Origin of the sequence: uncultured Caballeronia sp., assembly GCF_964243625.1 — a bacterium.
Lineage (GTDB): Bacteria > Pseudomonadota > Gammaproteobacteria > Burkholderiales > Burkholderiaceae > Caballeronia.
Genome location: NZ_CAXTGZ010000045.1, coordinates 1 through 19,300 on the forward strand (window position 1 = coordinate 1; position 19,300 = coordinate 19,300).

Here is a 19,300-nt window from a genome sequence, read left to right on the forward strand (position 1 = left end):
TGCCGCTCTACGCAAAAGCGATCGGGAAAACCGTGGACCAGTTGCCCAATTATGCAGGAATGGGCCGGTTTAAAAAGCCCAGGCTTTAAAGGCGTTTAAACCTTCCAGTCGTAATCGATAATCAGCGGCGCGTGGTCGCTGAACTTGATATCGCGGAAAACGGACGTTGCCGCGGCCGTGTCCGCCACGCCTTTCGTCGCAATCTGATAATCGATCCGCCACCCGACGTTCTTGGCATAAGCCTGTCCGCGATTGCTCCACCACGTATATTGCTCAGGACGCTGGTCGAGCGTCCTGAATACATCGACGTAGGATTTTTCATCGAACAGTTGGGTGAGCCATGCGCGCTCTTCCGGCAGGCAACCGGAATTCTTCTGGTTGCTCTTCCAGTTCTTGATGTCGATTTCCTTGTGCACGATGTTCACGTCGCCGCATAGAATCACTTCGCGCGTCGCCGCGAGTTGCTCCAGGTGCGGCATGAATTCAGCCATGAACCGATACTTCGCCTGCTGCCGTTCCTCGCCGCTGGAACCGGACGGCACGTACACGGAAATAACCGATAGATTTCCAAAGCGCGCCTCGACATAACGCCCTTCAGGATCGAATTCCTCGCTGCCGAAACCGATGATCACTTCATCCGGTTTGTGCTTTGTATAAAGCCCGGCACCCGAATAACCCTTCTTCACGGCATGCTGGAAATAACCCTGGAAACCGTGCGGCGCCAGGAACTCCGGCGTCAGGTCGTCTTGCGAGCATTTGATTTCCTGCACGCATACAACGTCTGCGTCCTGTTGACCGAACCAGTCGAAGAACCCTTTCCTCGCGGCCGATCGAATACCGTTCAAATTGGCGGTGATGACACGAAACATGAAACTTCCTTATAAGTTGTTGATTACTCGACCTTGATCCCTTTCAGCGATTCCTCCGCCGGCGGATATTCGAGTTTCAAACTCTGCATGGTGCGCGTGATCAATTCGGCGACCATGACGTTACGGTGCGGTTTCGAATCAGCGGGAATGACATACCACGGCGCAAACTCGGTCGATGTCGCGCCCAAGGCGTCCGCGTAGGCTTGCTGATAGTCGTCCCACTGCTTGCGGGCTTCCAGATCGGACGGATCGAATTTCCAGTGCTTTTCCGGATTATCGATACGCGCCTGCAAACGCTCCTTCTGCTCGTCCTTCGATATATGCAGGAAGCATTTCACGATCGTCGTGCCGCTGTCGGCGAGGAGCGCTTCGAAGTTGCGGATATGCGCGTAACGGCGCTCGCATTCGTCTTTATCGATTTGCTCGAGCACGCGCGGCACGAGCACGTCTTCGTACTGGCTGCGATTGAAAACGGTCAGCTCGCCCGCGGCCGGCGCCTGGGAATGAACCCGCCAGAGAAAGTCGTGCGCGGCCTCGACTTCGGAAGGCGCCTTGAACGGCACGATCCGCAAACCGAGCGGATCGACGTCCTGGAAAATGCCGCGAATGGTGCCGTCCTTGCCGCTTGTATCCATGCCTTGCAGGATCAGCAGGACGCGTTGCTTGCGCTGTGTGTGGAGTTTGTCCTGCAATCCGTCGAGTGCTGCGTTCAACTCGCTCAAACGCGCACGGTCGTCGTCTTTCGAGCCGGAGGAGAACGGCTTCGACGCTGTGTCGATGGAAGCGAGATCAAACGTTTTGATCTTCTTGCCGTCGAAATACGGCACGCGGTAATCGTCCAGATCAGGTTTCTTGGCCACGCGCGTGCTCCCGCTCGTCGACATTCATAAAATAAAGGGTTGCTGCCAGACCAGACCAGCAGCAACCCGCGAGTACCTCAGCCGTCAGACACCGGCCTGCACATCAAGAGGATAATTTCTTCTTCAAAAGCTCGTTGACCTGCTGCGGATTCGCCTTGCCCTTGGTCGCTTTCATTGCCTGACCGATCAGCGCGTTGAACGCCTTTTCCTTGCCGGAGCGGTATTCATCCACCGACTTCTGGTTCGCGGCCATCACCTCGTCGATGATCGCTTCCAGCGCGCCCGTATCCGAGATCTGCTTCAGCCCCTTCGCTTCGATGATCCGGTCAGCCGCCGCGTCGTCAGTGGCCTTCTCTTCCCAGATCGCCTGGAAGATATCCTTGGCGATCTTGTTCGAGATGGTGCCGTCCGCGATGCGCTGAATCACGAGCGCGAGCTGCGCGGGCGAAACAGGCAAGCTCGCAATGTCCAGCGACTCACGATTCAGTTGCGACGACACTTCACCCATCAGCCAGTTGGCCGCGAGCTTGGCGTTCGCGGGCCCGACTTTCGAGACCACGTTCTCGAAATAAGCCGACATGCCCTGCGACGACGTCAGCCCGACCGCGTCGTACTGCGTCAAACCATATTGCTCGACAAAACGCGTTTGCATCGCTTCCGGTAACTCCGGAAGTTCGCTGCGAACACGCGCGATCCACGCTTCGTCGATAGCGAGCGGCATCAGATCCGGATCAGGGAAATACCGGTAATCGTGCGCGTCTTCCTTGCTGCGCATTGAACGCGTCTCACGTTTATCCGGATCGTATAAACGCGTTTCCTGCACGACCGTACCGCCGTCTTCAATCAACTCGATCTGGCGGCGCACTTCGTACTGGATCGCTTCTTCGAGAAACCGGAACGAGTTCAGGTTCTTGATCTCGGCGCGCGTGCCAAACTCAACCTGGCCGACCGGCCGCACCGAGACGTTCGCGTCGCAACGGAACGAGCCTTCCTGCATGTTGCCGTCGCAAATGCCGAGCCATTGCACGAGCGTGTGCAGGCTTTTCGCGTACGCCACGGCTTCCGCCGCGCTGCGCATTTCCGGCTCCGTCACGATCTCGAGCAGCGGCGTGCCGGCACGATTCAAGTCGATACCCGTCATGCCCGCAAAGTCTTCGTGCAGCGACTTGCCGGCGTCTTCCTCCAGATGCGCGCGCGTCAGGTTGACGGTTTTATCGTACGCGGCCTTGCCGGTTTTTTCGTTCGCCGGAACGTGGATCGTGACGCTGCCGCCTTGCACGACCGGAATCTCGAACTGGCTGATCTGATAGCCCTTCGGCAAATCGGGATAGAAATAGTTTTTGCGGGCGAAAATGCTGCGCGGCGCGATGGTCGCGCCAATCGCAAGACCCAGGCGAATTGCACGTTCAACAGCGCCGCGATTCATCACGGGCAACGAACCGGGCAACGCCAGGTCGACAGGACAGGCTTGCGTGTTCGGCTCCGCGCCGAATTGCGTGGCCGCGCCCGAGAAAATCTTCGAGACCGTCGACAACTGCGCGTGCGTCTCAAGACCGATAACGACTTCCCACTGCATAACTCAGACTCCTGCGGGTGATTGCACATGCCAGTCGGTCGCGCGCTGAAACGCGTCGGCGACCTGCAGCAACCGGGCTTCGTTGAAATAGTTGCCGATGATCTGCAAGCCGACCGGCCGCGTGGCATGCGCACTGCCCGCAGCGCCGAAGCCGACCGGCCGCGTGGCATGCGCACTGCCCGCAGCGCCGAAGCCGCAAGGCACGCTCATGCCAGGCAAGCCGGCGAGACTGATCGACAACGTGTAGATATCGGCGAGATACATCTGGACGGGATCATCGGCTTTCTCGCCGAGATTCCATGCAACGGAGGGCGCGACCGGTCCCATGATCACATCGCAGTGGTTGAATGCTTCCTGGAAATCCTGCGCGATGATGCGGCGGATCTTCTGCGCCTGGACGTAATACGCGTCGTAATAGCCGTGCGACAACACGTACGCGCCGACCAGGATCCGGCGCTTCACTTCCGGTCCGAAACCCTCGGCGCGCGACTTCTTGTACATATCGAGAAGATCGGTGTATTCGGCCGCGCGATGGCCGTAACGCACGCCGTCGAACCGCGACAGATTCGACGATGCCTCCGCCGGCGCGATGATGTAGTACACGGGAATCGACAACTCGGTCTTCGGCAGCGATACCTCGACGAGCGTCGCGCCGAGCGCTTCATATTGCTTCAACGCCGCGTCCACCGCGCTGCGAACTTCGGCGCTCAAGCCTTCGCCAAAAAATTCCTTCGGCAAACCGATGCGCAATCCCGCCAGCGGCCTGGCCGCATCATGACCGGACCAGGGCTGGCCGAGGTAACGCGTGTAGTCTTCGTCCTCGCGCTCGAGGCTGGTCGAATCGCGTGGATCAAACGATGCAATCGCGTTGAGCAACACGCCGCAATCCGCGGCGCTTCGAGCCATGGGCCCGCCCTGATCCAGCGACGAAGCGAACGCGATCATGCCGTAACGCGAAACGCGCCCGTACGTGGGTTTGATTCCCGTAACGCCCGTGAACGATGCAGGCTGGCGAATCGAGCCGCCCGTGTCCGTGCCGGTAGCGGCGGGCGCGAGCCGCGCGGCGACCGCTGCAGCCGAGCCACCCGACGATCCGCCCGGAACCGCTTTCAGGTCCCACGGATTCTTGACCGGGCCGAAGTACGAATTCTCGTTCGACGAACCCATCGCAAATTCGTCCATATTCGTTTTGCCGAGCGTCACCATGCCCGCGTTCTTCAAGCGGTCGACGACGGTGGCATCGAAGGGGCTCTTGTAGTTCTCGAGCATCTTCGAGCCCGCCGTCGAGCTCCATCCGCGCGTGACGAACACGTCCTTGTGCGCGATGGGCAAACCCGTCAGCGGACCCGCTTTGCCTTGGGCTATGAGCGCGTCCGCTGCTTTCGCCTGCTCGAGGGTGAGTGCGTGATCGACGCTGATAAAGGCGTTGAGATCCTTCGCTGCGTCGATGCGCTGCAGGAACACCTGCGCGAGTTCGACGGCGGAAAGGGTTTTTGCGTCAAGTGCCGCGCGCAGTTCGGTCAAGCTTTTCTGATGCATTGCGTTTTTCCTGATAGACGCCATGTGCCGCGTCTTTTAGTTTTCGTGCGGTGCTGCGGTGCCATTGCCGTGCCGGCGGGCCGCTTGTTCAATCACTATTGCATCACTATTCGATCACTTTCGGCACGAGATACAAGCCGTCGCGCACGGCAGGCGCAGGCCGCTGGAACTCTTCGCGGTTTACATGCTCTGTAACAGCATCGTTTCGCAAACGCAGTTCGACTTGCTGGATTTGTTCGATCGGGTGAGCAAGCGGTTCGATTCCCGTGGTGTCTACAGCTTGCATCTGCTCCACGAGACCGAAGAAATCGTTCAGGCGCGCGAGGGTGGGTTCGGCCTCGTGTTCGGGCAATTCCAGCCGCGCGAGGTGCGCAATGCGTTTTACATCGGTCAGGGTCAGAGACATTCGTTTCACCGGTCTATTTATGCGACTTTCGCGCAACAAACAGCGCGACTTCAATTCGAGATAAGGAGCCTTAGAAAGCAGGCCTGACGATGGCAAAATGTACCGTCCTTTTCCTTCGAATACCCCAAAATTATAAGGTATCATTACGCGTTCGACCCAAATCCGGATCGACTTGCCAGCGGCCTTTTCTTAGTTACAGATTTTTCAGAAAAGTGTGCGCCTGGTTTGCTTGCATCCTCCGGTAGATTTTCTTCGCAGCTTTGCAATGTTCGCGACCAATTGGGTCCGGCTGCAGGCTGTCAATTTTTTCCGCTGCCGTCCTTTGGCGCTCGAAGCGAGGCACGGCTCCCAGCGAGACAGGATTTTGAATGTTCGGTTTTTTGCGCAGCTACTTTTCAAACGATCTGGCGATTGATCTCGGCACCGCCAACACGCTGATTTACATGCGCGGCAAGGGTATCGTTCTTGACGAGCCATCGGTGGTTTCCATCCGCCAGGAAGGCGGTCCGAATGGCAAGAAGACCATTCAGGCTGTCGGCCGCGAGGCCAAGCAGATGCTCGGCAAGGTGCCGGGCAATATTGAAGCTATCCGGCCCATGAAAGACGGCGTTATCGCCGACTTCACGGTCACCGAGCAGATGATCAAGCAGTTCATCAAGACGGCTCACGAGTCGCGCATGTTCTCGCCTTCGCCGCGCATCATCATTTGCGTACCGTGCGGTTCGACCCAGGTCGAGCGCCGCGCGATCAAGGAAGCGGCTCATGGCGCAGGCGCGTCGCAGGTCTACCTGATCGAAGAACCCATGGCTGCCGCTATTGGCGCCGGCCTGCCGGTTTCGGAAGCAACCGGCTCCATGGTTGTTGATATCGGCGGCGGCACGACCGAGGTGGGCGTGATCTCGCTTGGCGGTATCGTGTACAAGGGTTCGGTGCGCGTGGGCGGCGACAAGTTCGACGAAGCCATCGTCAATTACATTCGCCGTAACTACGGCATGCTGATTGGCGAGCAAACGGCTGAAGCCATCAAGAAGGAAATCGGTTCGGCTTTCCCGGGCTCCGAAGTCAAGGAGATGGAAGTCAAGGGCCGTAATCTTTCCGAAGGCATTCCGCGCAGCTTCACCATTTCGAGCAATGAAATTCTCGAAGCGCTGACCGATCCGCTGAACCAGATCGTTTCGTCGGTGAAGATTGCTCTGGAACAGACGCCGCCAGAACTGGGCGCTGACATTGCCGAACGCGGCATGATGCTCACCGGCGGTGGCGCGTTGCTGCGCGATCTGGACCGGCTGCTTGCAGAAGAGACCGGCCTGCCGGTGCTCGTTGCTGAAGATCCGCTGACGTGTGTCGTACGCGGTTCGGGCATGGCGCTCGAACGCATGGACAAGCTCGGCAGCATCTTCTCCTACGAGTAAGTCTTGACGCCTTTTACGAAGGCGTCAACAACACGCACTCGCTCAATGAAACAACTGCGACGTGCGCGAGGGTTGCGACTTGCGCAAGCGTTCACGTGGCCCGGCCCAATGTGGCTCCGGGCCGCAACGCTCTGCGCTGGGCAGGGCCGCTACTTCACGCGGACCCGCAGCATCGATTTAACTGCTCACGCCCTCGGCGCCGACCATGGAATACAGTCCGCCGCCACTCTTTAAGCAAGGTCCATCCGCTCTCGCGAGATTGATCTTCTTCGTGGTGCTTGCAATCGCCCTTTTGATCTCCGACGCGCGTTTCAACACGCTCGAGATCGTGCGTGGCGTGCTGGGCGCGGGGTTATACCCGTTGCAGCGCGCAGCGCTAGTACCGCGCGATATCTTCATGGGCGCCGCCGACCTGGCCGTGACCAGCGCAACCCTGCGCACCGAAAACTCGAAGTTGAAAGAAAAGAACCTGGAGTTGTCTGTAAAAGCGGGCGACGCATCCCAGCTCAACGCCGAGAACGCTCATTTGCGCTCGCTCCTTCAGCTTCAGGCGCGCGCCGTCACGCAAACCACACCCGTAGAAGTGCAATACGACACACGCGATCCGTTCACACAGAAAGTCGTGATTGGCAAAGGCTCGCAGCAGGGCATCCAGGACGGCGCGCCGGTAGTCAACGAAGATGGCGTGATCGGCCAGATTACCCGCGTGTTCCCGCTGCAATCCGAAGTGACGCTGCTCTCCGACAAGGACCAGGCCGTTCCTGTGCAGATCGTGCGTACCGGTTTGCGCAGCGTGATCTATGGCACGCCGAAGGGCGACACGCTGGACCTGCGTTTCGTACCCATCAGCGCCGACGTCCAGACTGGCGACGAACTCGTGACCAGCGGCCTGGACGGAATCTATCCGCCGGGCTTGCCGGTGGCGAAAGTCGTGCGCGTCGATAAACAAGCCGATACCGCGTTCGCCCGCGTCGTCTGCCTGCCCATTGCGCCGGTGCGCGGCGCGCGCCAGTTGCTCGTGCTGCATTACGAGATCAACCAGCCGCCGAATCCTGAAGAGATCGAAGCCGCGGCCGCCGCAAAGGAAGCAAAGGAAAACAAGGGCAGGAAGAAGGCGGCGCCCGCGAAAAGCGCGAGCGCCCCCGCAGCGACTCCGGCTGCAGCGGCGGCAACGCCCGCCGCGCCGGCATCCGCCGCTGAAGCAGCGAAGCCGGCGTCTGCCGTCACCGCGAAAAAGCCTGAGCACGCGGCATCGAACAGATCCGGGCACGCCCGGCGAGAACCCGCCGCCAGGCCCGCGCCCGGAGCCACGCCATGAGCCGCCCGCAATACATCCTGCAGCCGGTCAATCCTTACTTCATCACGTTCAGCCTGGCCGCCGCGTTCCTGCTGAACCTGATGCCGTGGGGCCGGATGGCCGGCGTGCCTGATTTTGTGGCCGTTGTCCTGCTTTTCTGGAACGTTCACCAGCCGCGGCGTGTCGGAATGGGCATCGCGTTTTTGCTTGGCATGTTGATGGACGTTCACAATGCGAGTCTGCTCGGCGAGCACGCGCTTGCGTATACGTTGTTGTCGTACGGCGCCATCACCATTCACAGGCGCGTATTGTGGATGTCGTTGCCCGTGCAGACGTTCGTGGTCGCACCGCTCCTGATCGGCGCGCAGATCGTTCCGTTCGTGATTCGCCTGCTGACCGGCGCGGCGTTTCCCGGCTGGAGCTATCTGGTCGATGGATTCGTGGAAGCCATTTTGTGGCCGCTCGCGAGTTTCCTGCTGCTGATTCCGCAGCGCCGCGCCACCGATCCCGACGACACGCGTCCCATTTGAGTTGCCAGTTGATTCAAGCGCCTGGCGGCGTGCCGGTTAAGCCGCACGCCACAGTCGCCACATACGCGGTCCCCGCGAAGATTGCATGACCGAATTTCAGAACGCCGAACAACAGTTATCGAAGTTTCGCCTGCGCGTGGCAGCCGCCGGCTTGTTCGTGTTCGTCTGCTTCGGGCTGATCGGCGTGCGGTTCCTGTATCTGCAAGTCTGGCATTTCAGCAAGTACTCACTGCAGGCCGATGAAAACCGTATCTCGGTTGCGCCTATCGTGCCGAATCGCGGAATCATTACCGACCGCAACGGCGTCGTGCTGGCAAAGAACTATTCGGCTTACACGCTGGAAATCACGCCATCGAAGATCAACACCACGCTAGACGATGAAATCGACCGCATCGCGACCGTGATTCCCGTCGACGCACGCGACCGCCGGCGCTTCAAGAAGCTGCTGGAAGACTCGAAGAACTTCGAGAGCCTGCCCATCCGGACCCGTCTCACCGACGAAGAAGTCGCCCAGTTCACCGCGCAGCGTTTCCGCTTCCCGGGCGTGGAAGTGCGTGCGCGGCTGTTCCGCCAATATCCGCTGGGACCGACGGCGGCGCACGTGATTGGGTATATCGGGCGGATTTCGCAGCGCGATCAGGAGCGTATCGACGCCGCAAGCGACCAGAACGACGCCGACACCGATCACTACGATCCGCGTCTGGACGCGAACAACTACAAGGGCTCCGATTACATGGGCAAGATCGGTGTCGAGCAAAGCTACGAGACCGAGTTGCACGGGCTGACGGGTTTCGAGGAAGTGGAAGTGACGGCGGGCGGACGGCCGGTGCGCACCATGTCGCGCACGCAAGCCACGCCGGGGAACAACCTGGTGTTGTCGCTGGATATCGGCTTGCAGCAGGTCGCCGAGCAGGCGTTCGCGGGCAAACGCGGCGCGCTGGTCGCCATCGAGCCATCGACTGGCGATGTGCTCGCGTTTGTGTCGGCGCCGAGTTTCGATCCGAATTCGTTTGTGGACGGCATCGATCAGCAGACCTGGGATTCGCTCAACAATTCGCCCGATCATCCGTTGTTGAACCGTCCGCTGCACGGCACGTATCCGCCGGGTTCGACCTACAAGCCGTTCATGGCGCTCGCCGCGCTGACGCTGCACAAGCGCACGCCGGGCTGGGGTTTCCAGGACCCGGGCTCGTACACGTTCGGCGGCCACACCTTCCGCAACGACGTGCGCGCGGGTCAGGGCTGGGTCGACATGAACCGCGCGATCGTGGTCTCCAACGACACGTATTTCTATATGCTCGCGCACGATCTGGGCGTGAACGCGATGGCCGGTTTCATGAAGCCGTGGGGCTTCGGGCAGATCACGGGCATCGATATCTACGGCGAGGCGCGCGGCATTCTTCCATCGACGGATTGGAAGAAGAAGGCGTATCGCAAGCCCGAACAGCAGCGCTGGTATGAAGGCGAAACGATCAGCCTGGGTATTGGACAGGGCTACAACTCGTTCACCATCCTGCAGCTCGCGCACGCCACGGCGACGCTTGCGAATGACGGCGTGGTCATGAAGCCGCATCTGGTGAAGGAAGTCGAGAATCCGATCACGAAGGCCGTGCGTCTGACGGTGCGGGCGCCGAGCGACAAAATTGCGGTGAGGCAGGCGGACGTCGACTTCATCAAGCGCGCAATGGAAGGCGTGGTCACGAACGGCACCGCGGTCAAGATCTTCCGCGGCGCTCAATATGTGTCGGCTGGCAAGACCGGCACGGCGCAGGTTTATTCGTTGCAAGGCGCGAACTACTCCGGCCACGCGACGGCCGAGCACTTGCGAGACCACGCGTTGTATATCGCGTTTGCGCCGGCAGAGCATCCGACCATTGCGATTGCGCTGATCGTCGAAAACGGCGGCTGGGGTGCGGAAGCCGCTGGTCCGATTGCACGCAAAGTGCTCGACTATTACCTCGTCGACCGGTTGAAGCCGGGTGCGGAAGCGGCGGCGGTGGCGGCGGCGGCGTCGGCCACGGAAGGCGCGACAGCGCCCGTGATCGGCGGCTCGCAATCGGCGGTCGATGCGGCATTGCCGGCATCGGTGGTGGCTGCATCGCCTGCGTTCAATCCCGCGGCGGCCTCCGCGCCGGTGGCAGGAGCATCGGGTGCGGCGGAGGCCTCGGCGGCTCAGCCAGCCTCTTCGGCTTCAACCGCTTCTCCTGCTTCATCTGCCGATGCAGGCAGCGCAGCCTCGGCCGCAGCGCCGGCCGTGCCCGCATCGCCGGCGCAAATGATGTTGCGCGCGCTGGCCACGCCTCGCGCGCCCATTGTCCCCGTTGCAGCGGAAATGCCGCGAGCCGCTGGCAAGGAAGGCAACGGAAAAGAGAAGGCGCCGGCATTGAACGCAAAGGAAGCCCGCAAAGCGCCTGCGCCCGTGCCGCCCAGGACACCCGCGCCGCCGAAGGAACCCGCGCCCACGGCTGCGATTCCCCGTAACAACGGCAAGAACCCCATTCAAACGTTGACGCCGTCCGGCGGCATCGACGAGTAAAGAAGGAGAACCGCCATGCAAGCGATGCAGTTCGACAAGCGCGCCTGGATGGACCGCACGAAGCGCATGTTTGCGGGTTTCGACAAACCCCTCGCGCTGATTGTGTTCCTGCTGCTGTGTGTTGGAATAGTGACGCTGTATAGCGCGAGTCTCGATGTTCCCGGACGCGTCGAGGACCAGTTGCGCAACATCATGCTGACGTTCGGCCTGATGTGGATCCTAGCCAATGTCCCGCCGCCCACGCTGATGCGTTTTGCCGTGCCGCTTTATACGTTCGGCATGGCGTTGCTGATCGCGGTCGCCACGTTCGGCCTCACGCGAAAAGGCGCGAAACGCTGGCTGAACGTGGGCGTGGTGATCCAGCCGTCCGAAATCATGAAGATCGCGATGCCGCTCATGCTCGCGTGGTATTTCCAGCGACGTGAAGGCCAGATCCGCTGGTGGGATTACGTCGTCGGGTTTCTGATCCTGGTGCTGCCGGTAGCGATCATCGCGAAGCAGCCCGATCTGGGGACCGCCGTGCTCGTGTTCGCGGCAGGGCTTTTTGTCATCTATTTTGCGGGCCTGAGCTTCAAGCTGATCGTGCCGGTGCTGGTTGCAGCGGTGCTGGTGGTGGCGAGTATCGGCGTGTTCCAGGAACGCATCTGCCAGCCGGAAGTGAACTGGCCTTTGATGCACGACTACCAGAAGCATCGGATCTGTACGCTGCTCGATCCGACTTCCGATCCGCTCGGCAAGGGCTTTCACACCATTCAGGCCGTGATCGCGATCGGTTCAGGCGGGACGTTCGGCAAAGGCTGGCTCAAGGGCACGCAGGCGCATCTGGAGTTCATCCCGGAGAAACATACCGACTTTATTTTCGCGGTGTTTTCGGAGGAGTTCGGGCTTGCCGGCGGACTCGTGCTGCTCTTTCTTTATATGGCGCTGATTGCGCGCGGGTTGTTCATTGCGGCGAACGGCGCGACGTTGTTTGGCCGGTTATTGGCGGGATCGCTGACCATGGCGTTCTTCACGTATGCATTTGTGAACATCGGGATGGTGAGCGGGATCTTGCCGGTGGTCGGCGTGCCGCTGCCGTTCATGAGTTATGGCGGAACGGCGCTGACCACGCTCGGCGTCGCGGTCGGACTGATCATGAGCGTGTCGCGACAGAAGCGGCTGATGAAGGGATAAAGCGTCTGGACTCAAGAAGGCCCGCGATTCGATCGATGATCATCGCGGGCTTTTTGTTTATTGCGGCCGTTCCTGGGAAAGCTCCGCGCTCAGTTGCTGGTACTTCAACTTCGCCGCGGGATCGCCTTGAGCCGCTGCCGCCGCGTAATACGCACGCGCGACATTGATGTTCTTCTGCACGCCGTCGCCGCCGCGTTCATAGAACGATCCCGCCACGTATTGCGCGGTCATGTCGCCGCCTTCGGCTGCTTTCTTGTACCAGGCGAAGGCCTGGGCGTTATCGCGCGGGGTGCCGCGGCCATCGAGAAATTGGTTCGCCAGCGCCAGTTCCGCCTGCACGTGTCCCTGGCTCGCCGCCCGCAAAAACCAGCGATGCGCCTCAGCCGGATCACGATCCACAAACTGGCCATCGTCGAACATCTTGCCGTACACGAACTGCGCCTGTGTCATGTCGGCGTCGGCGGCCTTGCGCAGCCATTTCTTGCCTTCGGGGACATCGGCGGGACCGCCCTCGCCGTTGACCAGCATCATCGCGTAATTGAATTCCGCGAGACGGCTGCCCTTCTTCGCCGCGCGAAGAAACTCCGAGCGCGCCGCGCCGAAATTGCCCGCGTTGTAATCGGCGACGGCGTTTTGCGTGGCCATGTCGCTGCCCTTCACCGTTTGTGCGTTTGCTGCGCCGTACGTCAGCAATAACGCGACGGAAACTGCGCCCAATAATCCGGGTTTCATGCCCTCGCCTCCTGCAACGCCTGGCGCGTCGCCTTCAATAACCAGCTCACATCCGATGACAACGCAATCACCTTCACGCCCGCCTCCGCGTACTGCCGCGCGCTCGCGGAATCGAGCGCGAAAATGCCGCTCGCGATACCCGCGTTCTTCGCGGTATCGATGATCTTCGTGATCGCCGCCTGCACGTCAGGATGTTTCGAATCGCCGAGATGCCCGAGGCTCGCAGCCAGATCCGCCGGCCCGATAAACAGGCAATCGACGCCCGGCGTCGCGGCAATCGCTTCGACATTCGCAAGCGCCAGTTCCGACTCGATCTGCACGATCGTCGATATCTGCGCGTTCGCCGTCGTCACATAATCGCGACGAACGCCGTAAGCCGCCGCGCGCACCATACCGGCAGCGCCGCGCAGACCATCGCGTGCTTCGCCGTCCGGATATTGCGTGAGACGCACGGCATGCTGCGCTTCTTCCGCCGTCTCGACGTTCGGGAACATCAGCGTGCGCGCGCCGGCATCGAGTACGCGCTTGACCAGCCAGCCGTCGTGCGCCGGGACACGGACAATCGGTTCGGTCGGAAGATGCGCTGCGGCAATCGCGCGAAGTTGCGCGACGACGTCCTGGCTGTCGTTCGGAGAATGCTCCATGTCGATGCAAAGCCAGTCGAAGCCCGCATGCGCGAGCGCTTCGGCAATGTCGGCGCTGCCCATCGACAGCCACATGCCATACAACGTGCCGTGCTCGCTGAAACGCTGCTTGAGGAGATTCGTGTAGGTGCTCATGGCGTGATCCCCGCTGGATCGGCCTTGAACGTGGCGGAAGGGTTCGCTCGCATGTCTCGCTCCGTTAGCATGTCGCCGGGATGCGCCGCAGCAAAACGTGCGGCTCACTCAACAATCTTTGACGATGATACCGTGACAAAAGCGAAGCCGCGGAGCGCGGAAAGCCGGCGTCAGACGCCTTCGACGTCCGCCCAGCAATTCGGTGTTTCGTACAGCCGGATGCGCTTGAGCTTCAGGTTGACGCCGTAGTGCGCATCGTAGACGGCGGAGAGAATCCGGAACGCCTCGGCGGCGAGATTTTCGACCGTTGGAATGCGGTCGAGCACGACGGTCTTGTGATCGGCCATTTGCTCGAGAAAACCGCGCACGATTTCATCGCGTGCGTACACGATAAAAGCGTGGTCCCACTTGTTGACGAGATGCTCCATGGCGAGCGCTTTGACATCGGCGAAATCCATCACCATGCCGCGATCCGGCGCGCCTTCCGTTTCGACGAGTTCACCCTGCAGCGTGATTTCCAGCACATACCGATGACCATGCAGATTCCGGCACTGGCTGCGGTGATCGGGGATGCGGTGGCCCGCATCGAATTCGAGTTTTCGGGTAATCGTCTGCACGTCGGCTCAGCTTGGGTGATTCGCGTTAGGGGATGTTCAGGTACTTGTGCGTCTGCATGGACAGGCGCCATTGCGGATGCCGCTTGCACCAGTCGATAGCGAGCTTCGTGTTGATGTCGCGCGACGGACCGTCCATGGGCTGCACGAGGAAATACTCGAAGTCGAGCTTCGCGTAATCGGCGAGCGGCTGGTTGTCCTGCGGCACGACGACTTTGAGCTCGTTGCCCTTCGTCACGACCAGCGGCGCACCGGCTTTCGGGCTCACGCAAATCCAGTCGATGGTATCCAGCACCGGCATCGATCCATTCGTTTCGATAGCCATCTCAAAGCCCGCAGCATGCAGTGCGTCCACGAAAGGCTGGTCGATTTGCAACATGGGCTCGCCACCCGTGCAGACCACGAACTTGTGCGCTTCGCCTTCCGGCCATTGCGACGCGATCATTGCGACGAGATCAGCCGGCGTCTTGTATTTGCCGCCGTTCTCGCCATCCGTGCCGACGAAATCCGTATCGCAAAACTGGCACACCGCCTCCGCGCGATCTTCCTCGCGGCCCGACCACAGGTTGCATCCGGCGAAGCGGCAAAACACGGCCGGGCGCCCGGCATTCGCGCCTTCGCCCTGCAACGTGTAGAAGATTTCCTTTACTGCATACGTCATGATCAGACTGGTTCCGTGGTGACTTGCTCACCCGATTGATAGGCTTCGAAGCCGCGCTTGCGCAGCTTGCACGCCGGGCACTGGCCGCAGCCGAAGCCCCACGCGTGCAACTCGGCACGCTCGCCTACATAGCATGTATGCGTCTCGACGCGTACCAGCTCCACGAGCGACTCGCCACCGAGCACTTCGGCCAGGCGCCAGGTGTCGGCCTTATCGAGCCACATCAGCGGCGTTTCGAGCAGGAAGCGGCTGTCCATGCCGAGATTGAGTGCGACTTGCAGCGCCTTCATGGTGTCGTCGCGGCAATCGGGGTAGCCGGAGAAATCCGTCTCGCACATGCCGCCGACCAGCACTTTCAGTCCGCGCCTGTACGCAATGGCTGCCGCGATCGTCATGAACATCAGGTTGCGGCCAGGCACGAAGGTGTTGGGCAAACCGTTCGCGGTCGCTTCGATTTCGATCTCGCGTGTCATGGCGGTGTCGCTGATGGCGCCGAGCACGGACAGGTCGATCATGTGGTCTTCGCCAAGCCGGTCGGCCCACTTCGGGAACTGCTTTTTCAGCGATGCCCGGAAGCCCTCCCGGCATTCGAGTTCCACACGATGCCGCTGCCCATAGTCGAACCCGAGCGTCTCGACGATTGTGAAGCGGTCGAGCGCCCAGGCGAGGCACGTGGCCGAATCCTGGCCGCCGGAAAACAGCACCAGTGCGCTGTCTTTAGCGTCTGTCCGAGTCACCATGAAACTCCTGGTTGGTTTTGCACGATCTGGCCAACAATCAAATTCATTGTTGCAATGTCAGCCAAGTCTTTGAAGAACCAAGGATTTTAGCATGGCGCCGTTTTACGCACTGTCGCGGCGCAATGGAAAAGGCCCGGAAACCTTTCGGCTTCCGGGCCTTTCTTGCAACTGTGGTGGCCTGGGACGGAATCGAACCATCGACACGCGGATTTTCAATCCGCTGCTCTACCAACTGAGCTACCGGGCCACGAAGAACGAAAGTATATCAAAGGGGATTATGTCGCTCAAGACCTTTTAGCGATTTTTTTGATGAAACGATCGCCAAGGCCTTGCTCAGCATGCCCTTCAGGCTTCGCTCTTGTTCTTGCCAAGGTCCACGCCGAGCTGTTTGAGCTTGCGGTAAAGGTGCGTGCGCTCCAGTCCCGTTTTTTCTGCCACACGCGTCATGCTGCCATTTTCACGCGCAAGGTGATACTCGAAATACGCGCGTTCGAAGGCATCGCGTGCATCGCGTAACGGGATGTCGAAAGAGATGGATGCGGTCGCGCCCGCAGGATTCGCCGCCGGGCTTGCGCCCACGCCGTTGGTGTCGCCACCCGAAAGATTCAGCGACGACGCCACCGGCAAAACCGCCGAAGCCGGTACCGCCGAGCCGCTGGCCGGCAACGGTGGCCGCGACGCGGCCGCAGCCACCGGCGCCGGCGCATTGCCGCGGGAGAGTCCCTGCTCGACCGCCTTCAGCAGCTTCTGCAAGGCGATCGGTTTCTCCAGGAAGTTGAGCGCGCCGATCTTCGTGGCTTCAACAGCCGTATCGATGGTCGCGTGGCCCGACATCATGATCACCGGCATGGTGAGCTTGCCCTGCGCCGCCCATTCTTTGAGGAGCGTCACGCCGTCGGTATCGGGCATCCAGATGTCGAGCAGCACAAGATCCGGCGCCTGTCGCAACCGGTACTCCCGCGCATGCTGCGCATTCTCCGCCGTCTCCACCACGTGACCTTCGTCGCTCAGGATTTCCGAGAGCAATTCCCGGATTCCCATTTCGTCGTCTACCACCAGGATGGTTGCCATTTACGCTGCCCTTGTCTGCACTAATGCTTTTGTCGTTCCGTGACCCGCCGCCGAGGGCGCCGATGCGCCCGGTTCGGCGGTATCGTCCGCGAGTTGCAGGAACAAAATCGAGATCTGCGCGCCTTCGATCACGTCGGCAGTCTTCGAACGATTGCGGATGTCGATGCGAGCGCCATGCTCATCGACGATCTTCTTCACCGTTGCAAGACCCAGACCCGTGCCCTTTGCCTTCGTAGTGACATAAGGCTCGAATGCGCGCGAGAGAATTCGCGCTGGAAAACCAGGACCGTTATCCGATACCGTCAGCCGCACCGCCACGCGGGCATGTCCGGACGCATCGGGGTCGCCATATTCTACTGTCTTCGTTTCGAGCTGCACGCGCGGCACGGGAACATCGGCGACCGCGTCCTGCGCGTTTTGCAGAAGGTTGTGGATCACCTGCCGCAGTTGCGTGGCGTCGCCGCGAATCACAGGCAGCTTTGTCAGCTCGACATTGATCGGGCTCTTGCCCTCTTCAATGCCATACAACGTCAGCACTTCAGCCACGAGGTCGTTGAGCTGCAGGTTGCCGAGCACCGCCGGCGGCGTGCGCGCGTATTCGCGGAAATCGTCGACCATCTGCTTCATGGCCTGAACCTGATTCACGATGGTCGTGGCGCCGCGTCTCAGCACATCGGCGTCGGCGGGCGCGAGTTTATCGGCGAGTTTCATTTGCAAGCGTTCCGCCGAAAGCTGGATCGGCGTGAGCGGATTCTTGATCTCGTGCGCGAGACGCCGCGCGACTTCACCCCATGCCACCGAACGCTGCGCCGAGATGACGTCGGAGATGTCATCGAACACGACAACGTAGCCGGTGGTTTCGGCATCGTCGGTATCGCTTTCGGTCAACGTCAGCAACTGCGTGCCGCGCACCAGCAGGGTCAGCGGATCAGTTTCGCCCGGCACGGGTACCGCAAGTTGCTGCTGCCAGTGGCCACGGTCGCCAATGGGCCGGCCGCTGCCGCTCGCGGCTGCGTCGCGATCAGCGAACGCCTTGCGCACCATCGCGCCAAACTCGGCAAGCACGCCGATCTGCTCCAGCGGCAGATTCAGCGATCCGCTGAACGGCTGCCGGAAAATGCGTTCCGCGCCACGATTGGCCGTGGTGAGGCGGAACTGCCGGTCGAACACGAATACGCCTGCCGTCAGGTTCGCGAGAATGCTTTCGAGATACGCCTTCGAATGCTCGAGCGCAATCCGGTTGTTCTCGACCGCCGCGCGCGCCTCGGACAATTGCCGCGTCATGGCGTTGAACGACTGCGTGAGAAAGCCGAGTTCATCGCGCGATTTCACTTCGCGCTTGGGCGTGTAGTCGCCCTCCGCCACTTCCTTCGTGCCTTGCGCCAGCAAGAACAACGGCCGCGCGAGCTGATTGCCGAGCGCGAGCGCGAGCATCATCGCAATGAACGTGGCGAGAAACAGCGCCAGCGTCAGCGTGCCGATATACATCTTGCGCAAACCGGTGCGCCCGAGCGCCTTCTCCTGATATTCGCGATACGCGCGCTGCACGGCGTCGGCGTTGCGTGCGAGCGCGGTGCTCACCGGCTGTTCGATTTGCAGGAAGCGCTCGGCCGGCTGCAGTTCGGTGGTCGAGCTATCGGGAATCTTCACGATCACGCGCAGCCTCAGCGCGCCCTTGGGTCCGGTCAGGCTCGAATCGCCATCGACTTCGCCTTCAATGGCGCCGTATGGATGGCCGCGCGCCTGGTTGAGTTGCAACGGGCTTGGCAAGTTGTCGGGCACGAGCGCCGCGAAATTGCTCGATGCCTGCGCGATCACGCGGACATCGGGCGCCGTACCCGAGCCGCCGCGCGCGGGTTCGACGATGGTCGCGTCCTGCACGTTGAACTGATCGCGCAGCCGCAGCAACGTGAGCGTAAGGCTGGTGGGGTCCGCGCTGGCAAGCTGGTCGCTCATCAGGCGGCCTTTGTTCTGCAGGTCCGACAGCGATGCATCGAGCATGCCGCGCCCGAGATTCAGGCCGGACGTGAGCGCGGTTTCCACGTTCACATCGAACCATGATTCGATGCTTCGCGACACGAACTGATACGACACCACGTAGATGATCCCGCCCGGCACGACGCCCACGAGCGCGAAGATAAATGCGAGTTTCGCCAGCAGCCGCGTGCCGAATTTTCCCTGCCGAACGCGCGTGACAATGATCAGCACGAGTCCGATCACGATCAGGATCAGCACCACCGCGACCGCGAGATTCGCGGCGTAGAGCCACTGATAATAGCGGTCGAAGAACTCGGTGTTCGCGCTGGCAAGCGCCAGCATGACAAGCAGCAAAATGGCCGTGAGCGCGACCGTGACCACCAGCGCGCGGACCACGATGCTCGTCATGTTCGTGCGGCGCAATGGCCGGCGGCGGAGCTTATTTAGCATTGGGCGCCGCCGTGAAAGTGAACCGCTTCCAGTCGGAAGAAAGATTCCAGTCGCGGTTGTTGACCGCGTCGATCTGGA

General features: G+C 60.8%; 17 protein-coding genes, 1 tRNA gene and 1 pseudogene. 5 read left to right on the plus strand and 14 right to left on the minus strand.

Translation table 11 applies throughout. From position 1 onward, the window contains the following. Window positions 1-95: 95 nt before the first annotated feature. The 5 genes from ACFFAR_RS05025 to gatC all read right to left on the minus strand — a co-directional run bounded on the left by ACFFAR_RS05025 (window position 96) and on the right by gatC (window position 5,250). On the minus strand, window positions 96-869 hold the full coding sequence (locus tag ACFFAR_RS05025; RefSeq protein WP_375507589.1) for an exodeoxyribonuclease III: 774 nt from the start codon (window positions 867-869) through the stop codon (window positions 96-98). A gap of 23 nt (window positions 870-892) precedes the next feature. Then, entirely contained in the window at window positions 893-1,729 is an 837-nt protein-coding gene (locus tag ACFFAR_RS05030) for a polyphosphate kinase 2 family protein (RefSeq protein ID WP_062170333.1), read from the minus strand. Window positions 1,730-1,832: 103 nt separating this feature from the next. Then, window positions 1,833-3,305: an Asp-tRNA(Asn)/Glu-tRNA(Gln) amidotransferase subunit GatB gene (gene gatB / locus ACFFAR_RS05035; RefSeq protein ID WP_375507590.1), complete on the minus strand. Its 1,473-nt coding sequence runs from the start codon at window positions 3,303-3,305 to the stop codon at window positions 1,833-1,835. Window positions 3,306-3,308: 3 nt separating this feature from the next. Beyond that, window positions 3,309-4,844 carry an Asp-tRNA(Asn)/Glu-tRNA(Gln) amidotransferase subunit GatA gene (gene gatA / locus ACFFAR_RS05040; RefSeq protein WP_174362391.1) on the minus strand — a complete coding sequence of 512 codons (1,536 nt, stop codon included), beginning with the start codon at window positions 4,842-4,844 and terminating at the stop codon, window positions 3,309-3,311. A gap of 106 nt (window positions 4,845-4,950) precedes the next feature. Beyond that, window positions 4,951-5,250, minus strand: a complete 300-nt coding sequence (gene gatC / locus ACFFAR_RS05045; RefSeq protein WP_062168581.1) for an Asp-tRNA(Asn)/Glu-tRNA(Gln) amidotransferase subunit GatC — start codon at window positions 5,248-5,250, stop codon at window positions 4,951-4,953. 368 nt (window positions 5,251-5,618) lie between these two features. Here gatC and ACFFAR_RS05050 point away from each other — a divergent pair, with 368 nt between their 5' ends. The 5 genes from ACFFAR_RS05050 (at window position 5,619) to rodA (ending at window position 12,198) form a co-directional block, all read left to right on the plus strand. Next, window positions 5,619-6,662 carry a rod shape-determining protein gene (locus ACFFAR_RS05050; RefSeq protein WP_017772379.1) on the plus strand — a complete coding sequence of 348 codons (1,044 nt, stop codon included), beginning with the start codon at window positions 5,619-5,621 and terminating at the stop codon, window positions 6,660-6,662. Window positions 6,663-6,867: 205 nt separating this feature from the next. Then, window positions 6,868-7,980 carry a rod shape-determining protein MreC gene (mreC, locus tag ACFFAR_RS05055; protein ID WP_062168580.1) on the plus strand — a complete coding sequence of 371 codons (1,113 nt, stop codon included), beginning with the start codon at window positions 6,868-6,870 and terminating at the stop codon, window positions 7,978-7,980. Continuing rightward, window positions 7,977-8,489 (plus strand): rod shape-determining protein MreD, encoded by a 513-nt coding sequence (gene mreD, locus ACFFAR_RS05060; RefSeq protein WP_062168578.1) that lies wholly within the window; start codon window positions 7,977-7,979, stop codon window positions 8,487-8,489. Before mreC ends, mreD begins: the two co-directional genes overlap by 4 nt. 85 nt (window positions 8,490-8,574) lie before the next feature. After that, entirely contained in the window at window positions 8,575-11,025 is a 2,451-nt protein-coding gene (gene mrdA / locus ACFFAR_RS05065; protein WP_174362392.1) for a penicillin-binding protein 2, read from the plus strand. 24 nt (window positions 11,026-11,049) lie between these two features. Then, the gene (rodA, locus tag ACFFAR_RS05070) at window positions 11,050-12,198 is read left to right on the plus strand and encodes a rod shape-determining protein RodA (protein WP_062170331.1); all 1,149 of its coding nucleotides are present in this window, start codon (window positions 11,050-11,052) and stop codon (window positions 12,196-12,198) included. Between the two features lie 57 nt (window positions 12,199-12,255). On the opposite strand, the gene ACFFAR_RS05075 is transcribed toward rodA, so the two are convergent. The 9 genes and pseudogenes from ACFFAR_RS05075 to ACFFAR_RS05115 form a co-directional block, all read right to left on the minus strand. Further along, entirely contained in the window at window positions 12,256-12,930 is a 675-nt protein-coding gene (locus tag ACFFAR_RS05075; protein WP_062168574.1) for a tetratricopeptide repeat protein, read from the minus strand. Beyond that, the gene (locus ACFFAR_RS05080; RefSeq protein WP_062168572.1) at window positions 12,927-13,709 is read right to left on the minus strand and encodes an HpcH/HpaI aldolase/citrate lyase family protein; all 783 of its coding nucleotides are present in this window, start codon (window positions 13,707-13,709) and stop codon (window positions 12,927-12,929) included. The genes ACFFAR_RS05075 and ACFFAR_RS05080 overlap by 4 nt, the downstream gene beginning before the upstream one ends. 170 nt (window positions 13,710-13,879) lie before the next feature. Then, window positions 13,880-14,326 carry a 6-carboxytetrahydropterin synthase QueD gene (gene queD, locus ACFFAR_RS05085; RefSeq protein WP_174362393.1) on the minus strand — a complete coding sequence of 149 codons (447 nt, stop codon included), beginning with the start codon at window positions 14,324-14,326 and terminating at the stop codon, window positions 13,880-13,882. A gap of 25 nt (window positions 14,327-14,351) precedes the next feature. Further along, window positions 14,352-14,984 carry a 7-carboxy-7-deazaguanine synthase gene (gene queE / locus ACFFAR_RS05090; protein ID WP_062168570.1) on the minus strand — a complete coding sequence of 211 codons (633 nt, stop codon included), beginning with the start codon at window positions 14,982-14,984 and terminating at the stop codon, window positions 14,352-14,354. 2 nt (window positions 14,985-14,986) lie between these two features. Next, window positions 14,987-15,721, minus strand: coding sequence for a 7-cyano-7-deazaguanine synthase QueC (queC, locus tag ACFFAR_RS05095; protein WP_174362395.1), 735 nt, complete (start codon window positions 15,719-15,721; stop codon window positions 14,987-14,989). A 174-nt stretch (window positions 15,722-15,895) separates the two neighbouring features. After that, window positions 15,896-15,971, minus strand: a tRNA-Phe gene (locus tag ACFFAR_RS05100). A gap of 98 nt (window positions 15,972-16,069) precedes the next feature. Next, window positions 16,070-16,795, minus strand: a complete 726-nt coding sequence (gene esaR, locus ACFFAR_RS05105; RefSeq protein ID WP_062168568.1) for a response regulator transcription factor EsaR — start codon at window positions 16,793-16,795, stop codon at window positions 16,070-16,072. Beyond that, the gene (locus ACFFAR_RS05110) at window positions 16,796-19,222 is read right to left on the minus strand and encodes an ATP-binding protein (RefSeq protein WP_174362394.1); all 2,427 of its coding nucleotides are present in this window, start codon (window positions 19,220-19,222) and stop codon (window positions 16,796-16,798) included. Then, window positions 19,212-19,300 (minus strand): annotated as a pseudogene (locus tag ACFFAR_RS05115) (DUF4390 domain-containing protein); the annotation flags it as partial. The pseudogene ACFFAR_RS05115 and the gene ACFFAR_RS05110, both read right to left, overlap by 11 nt.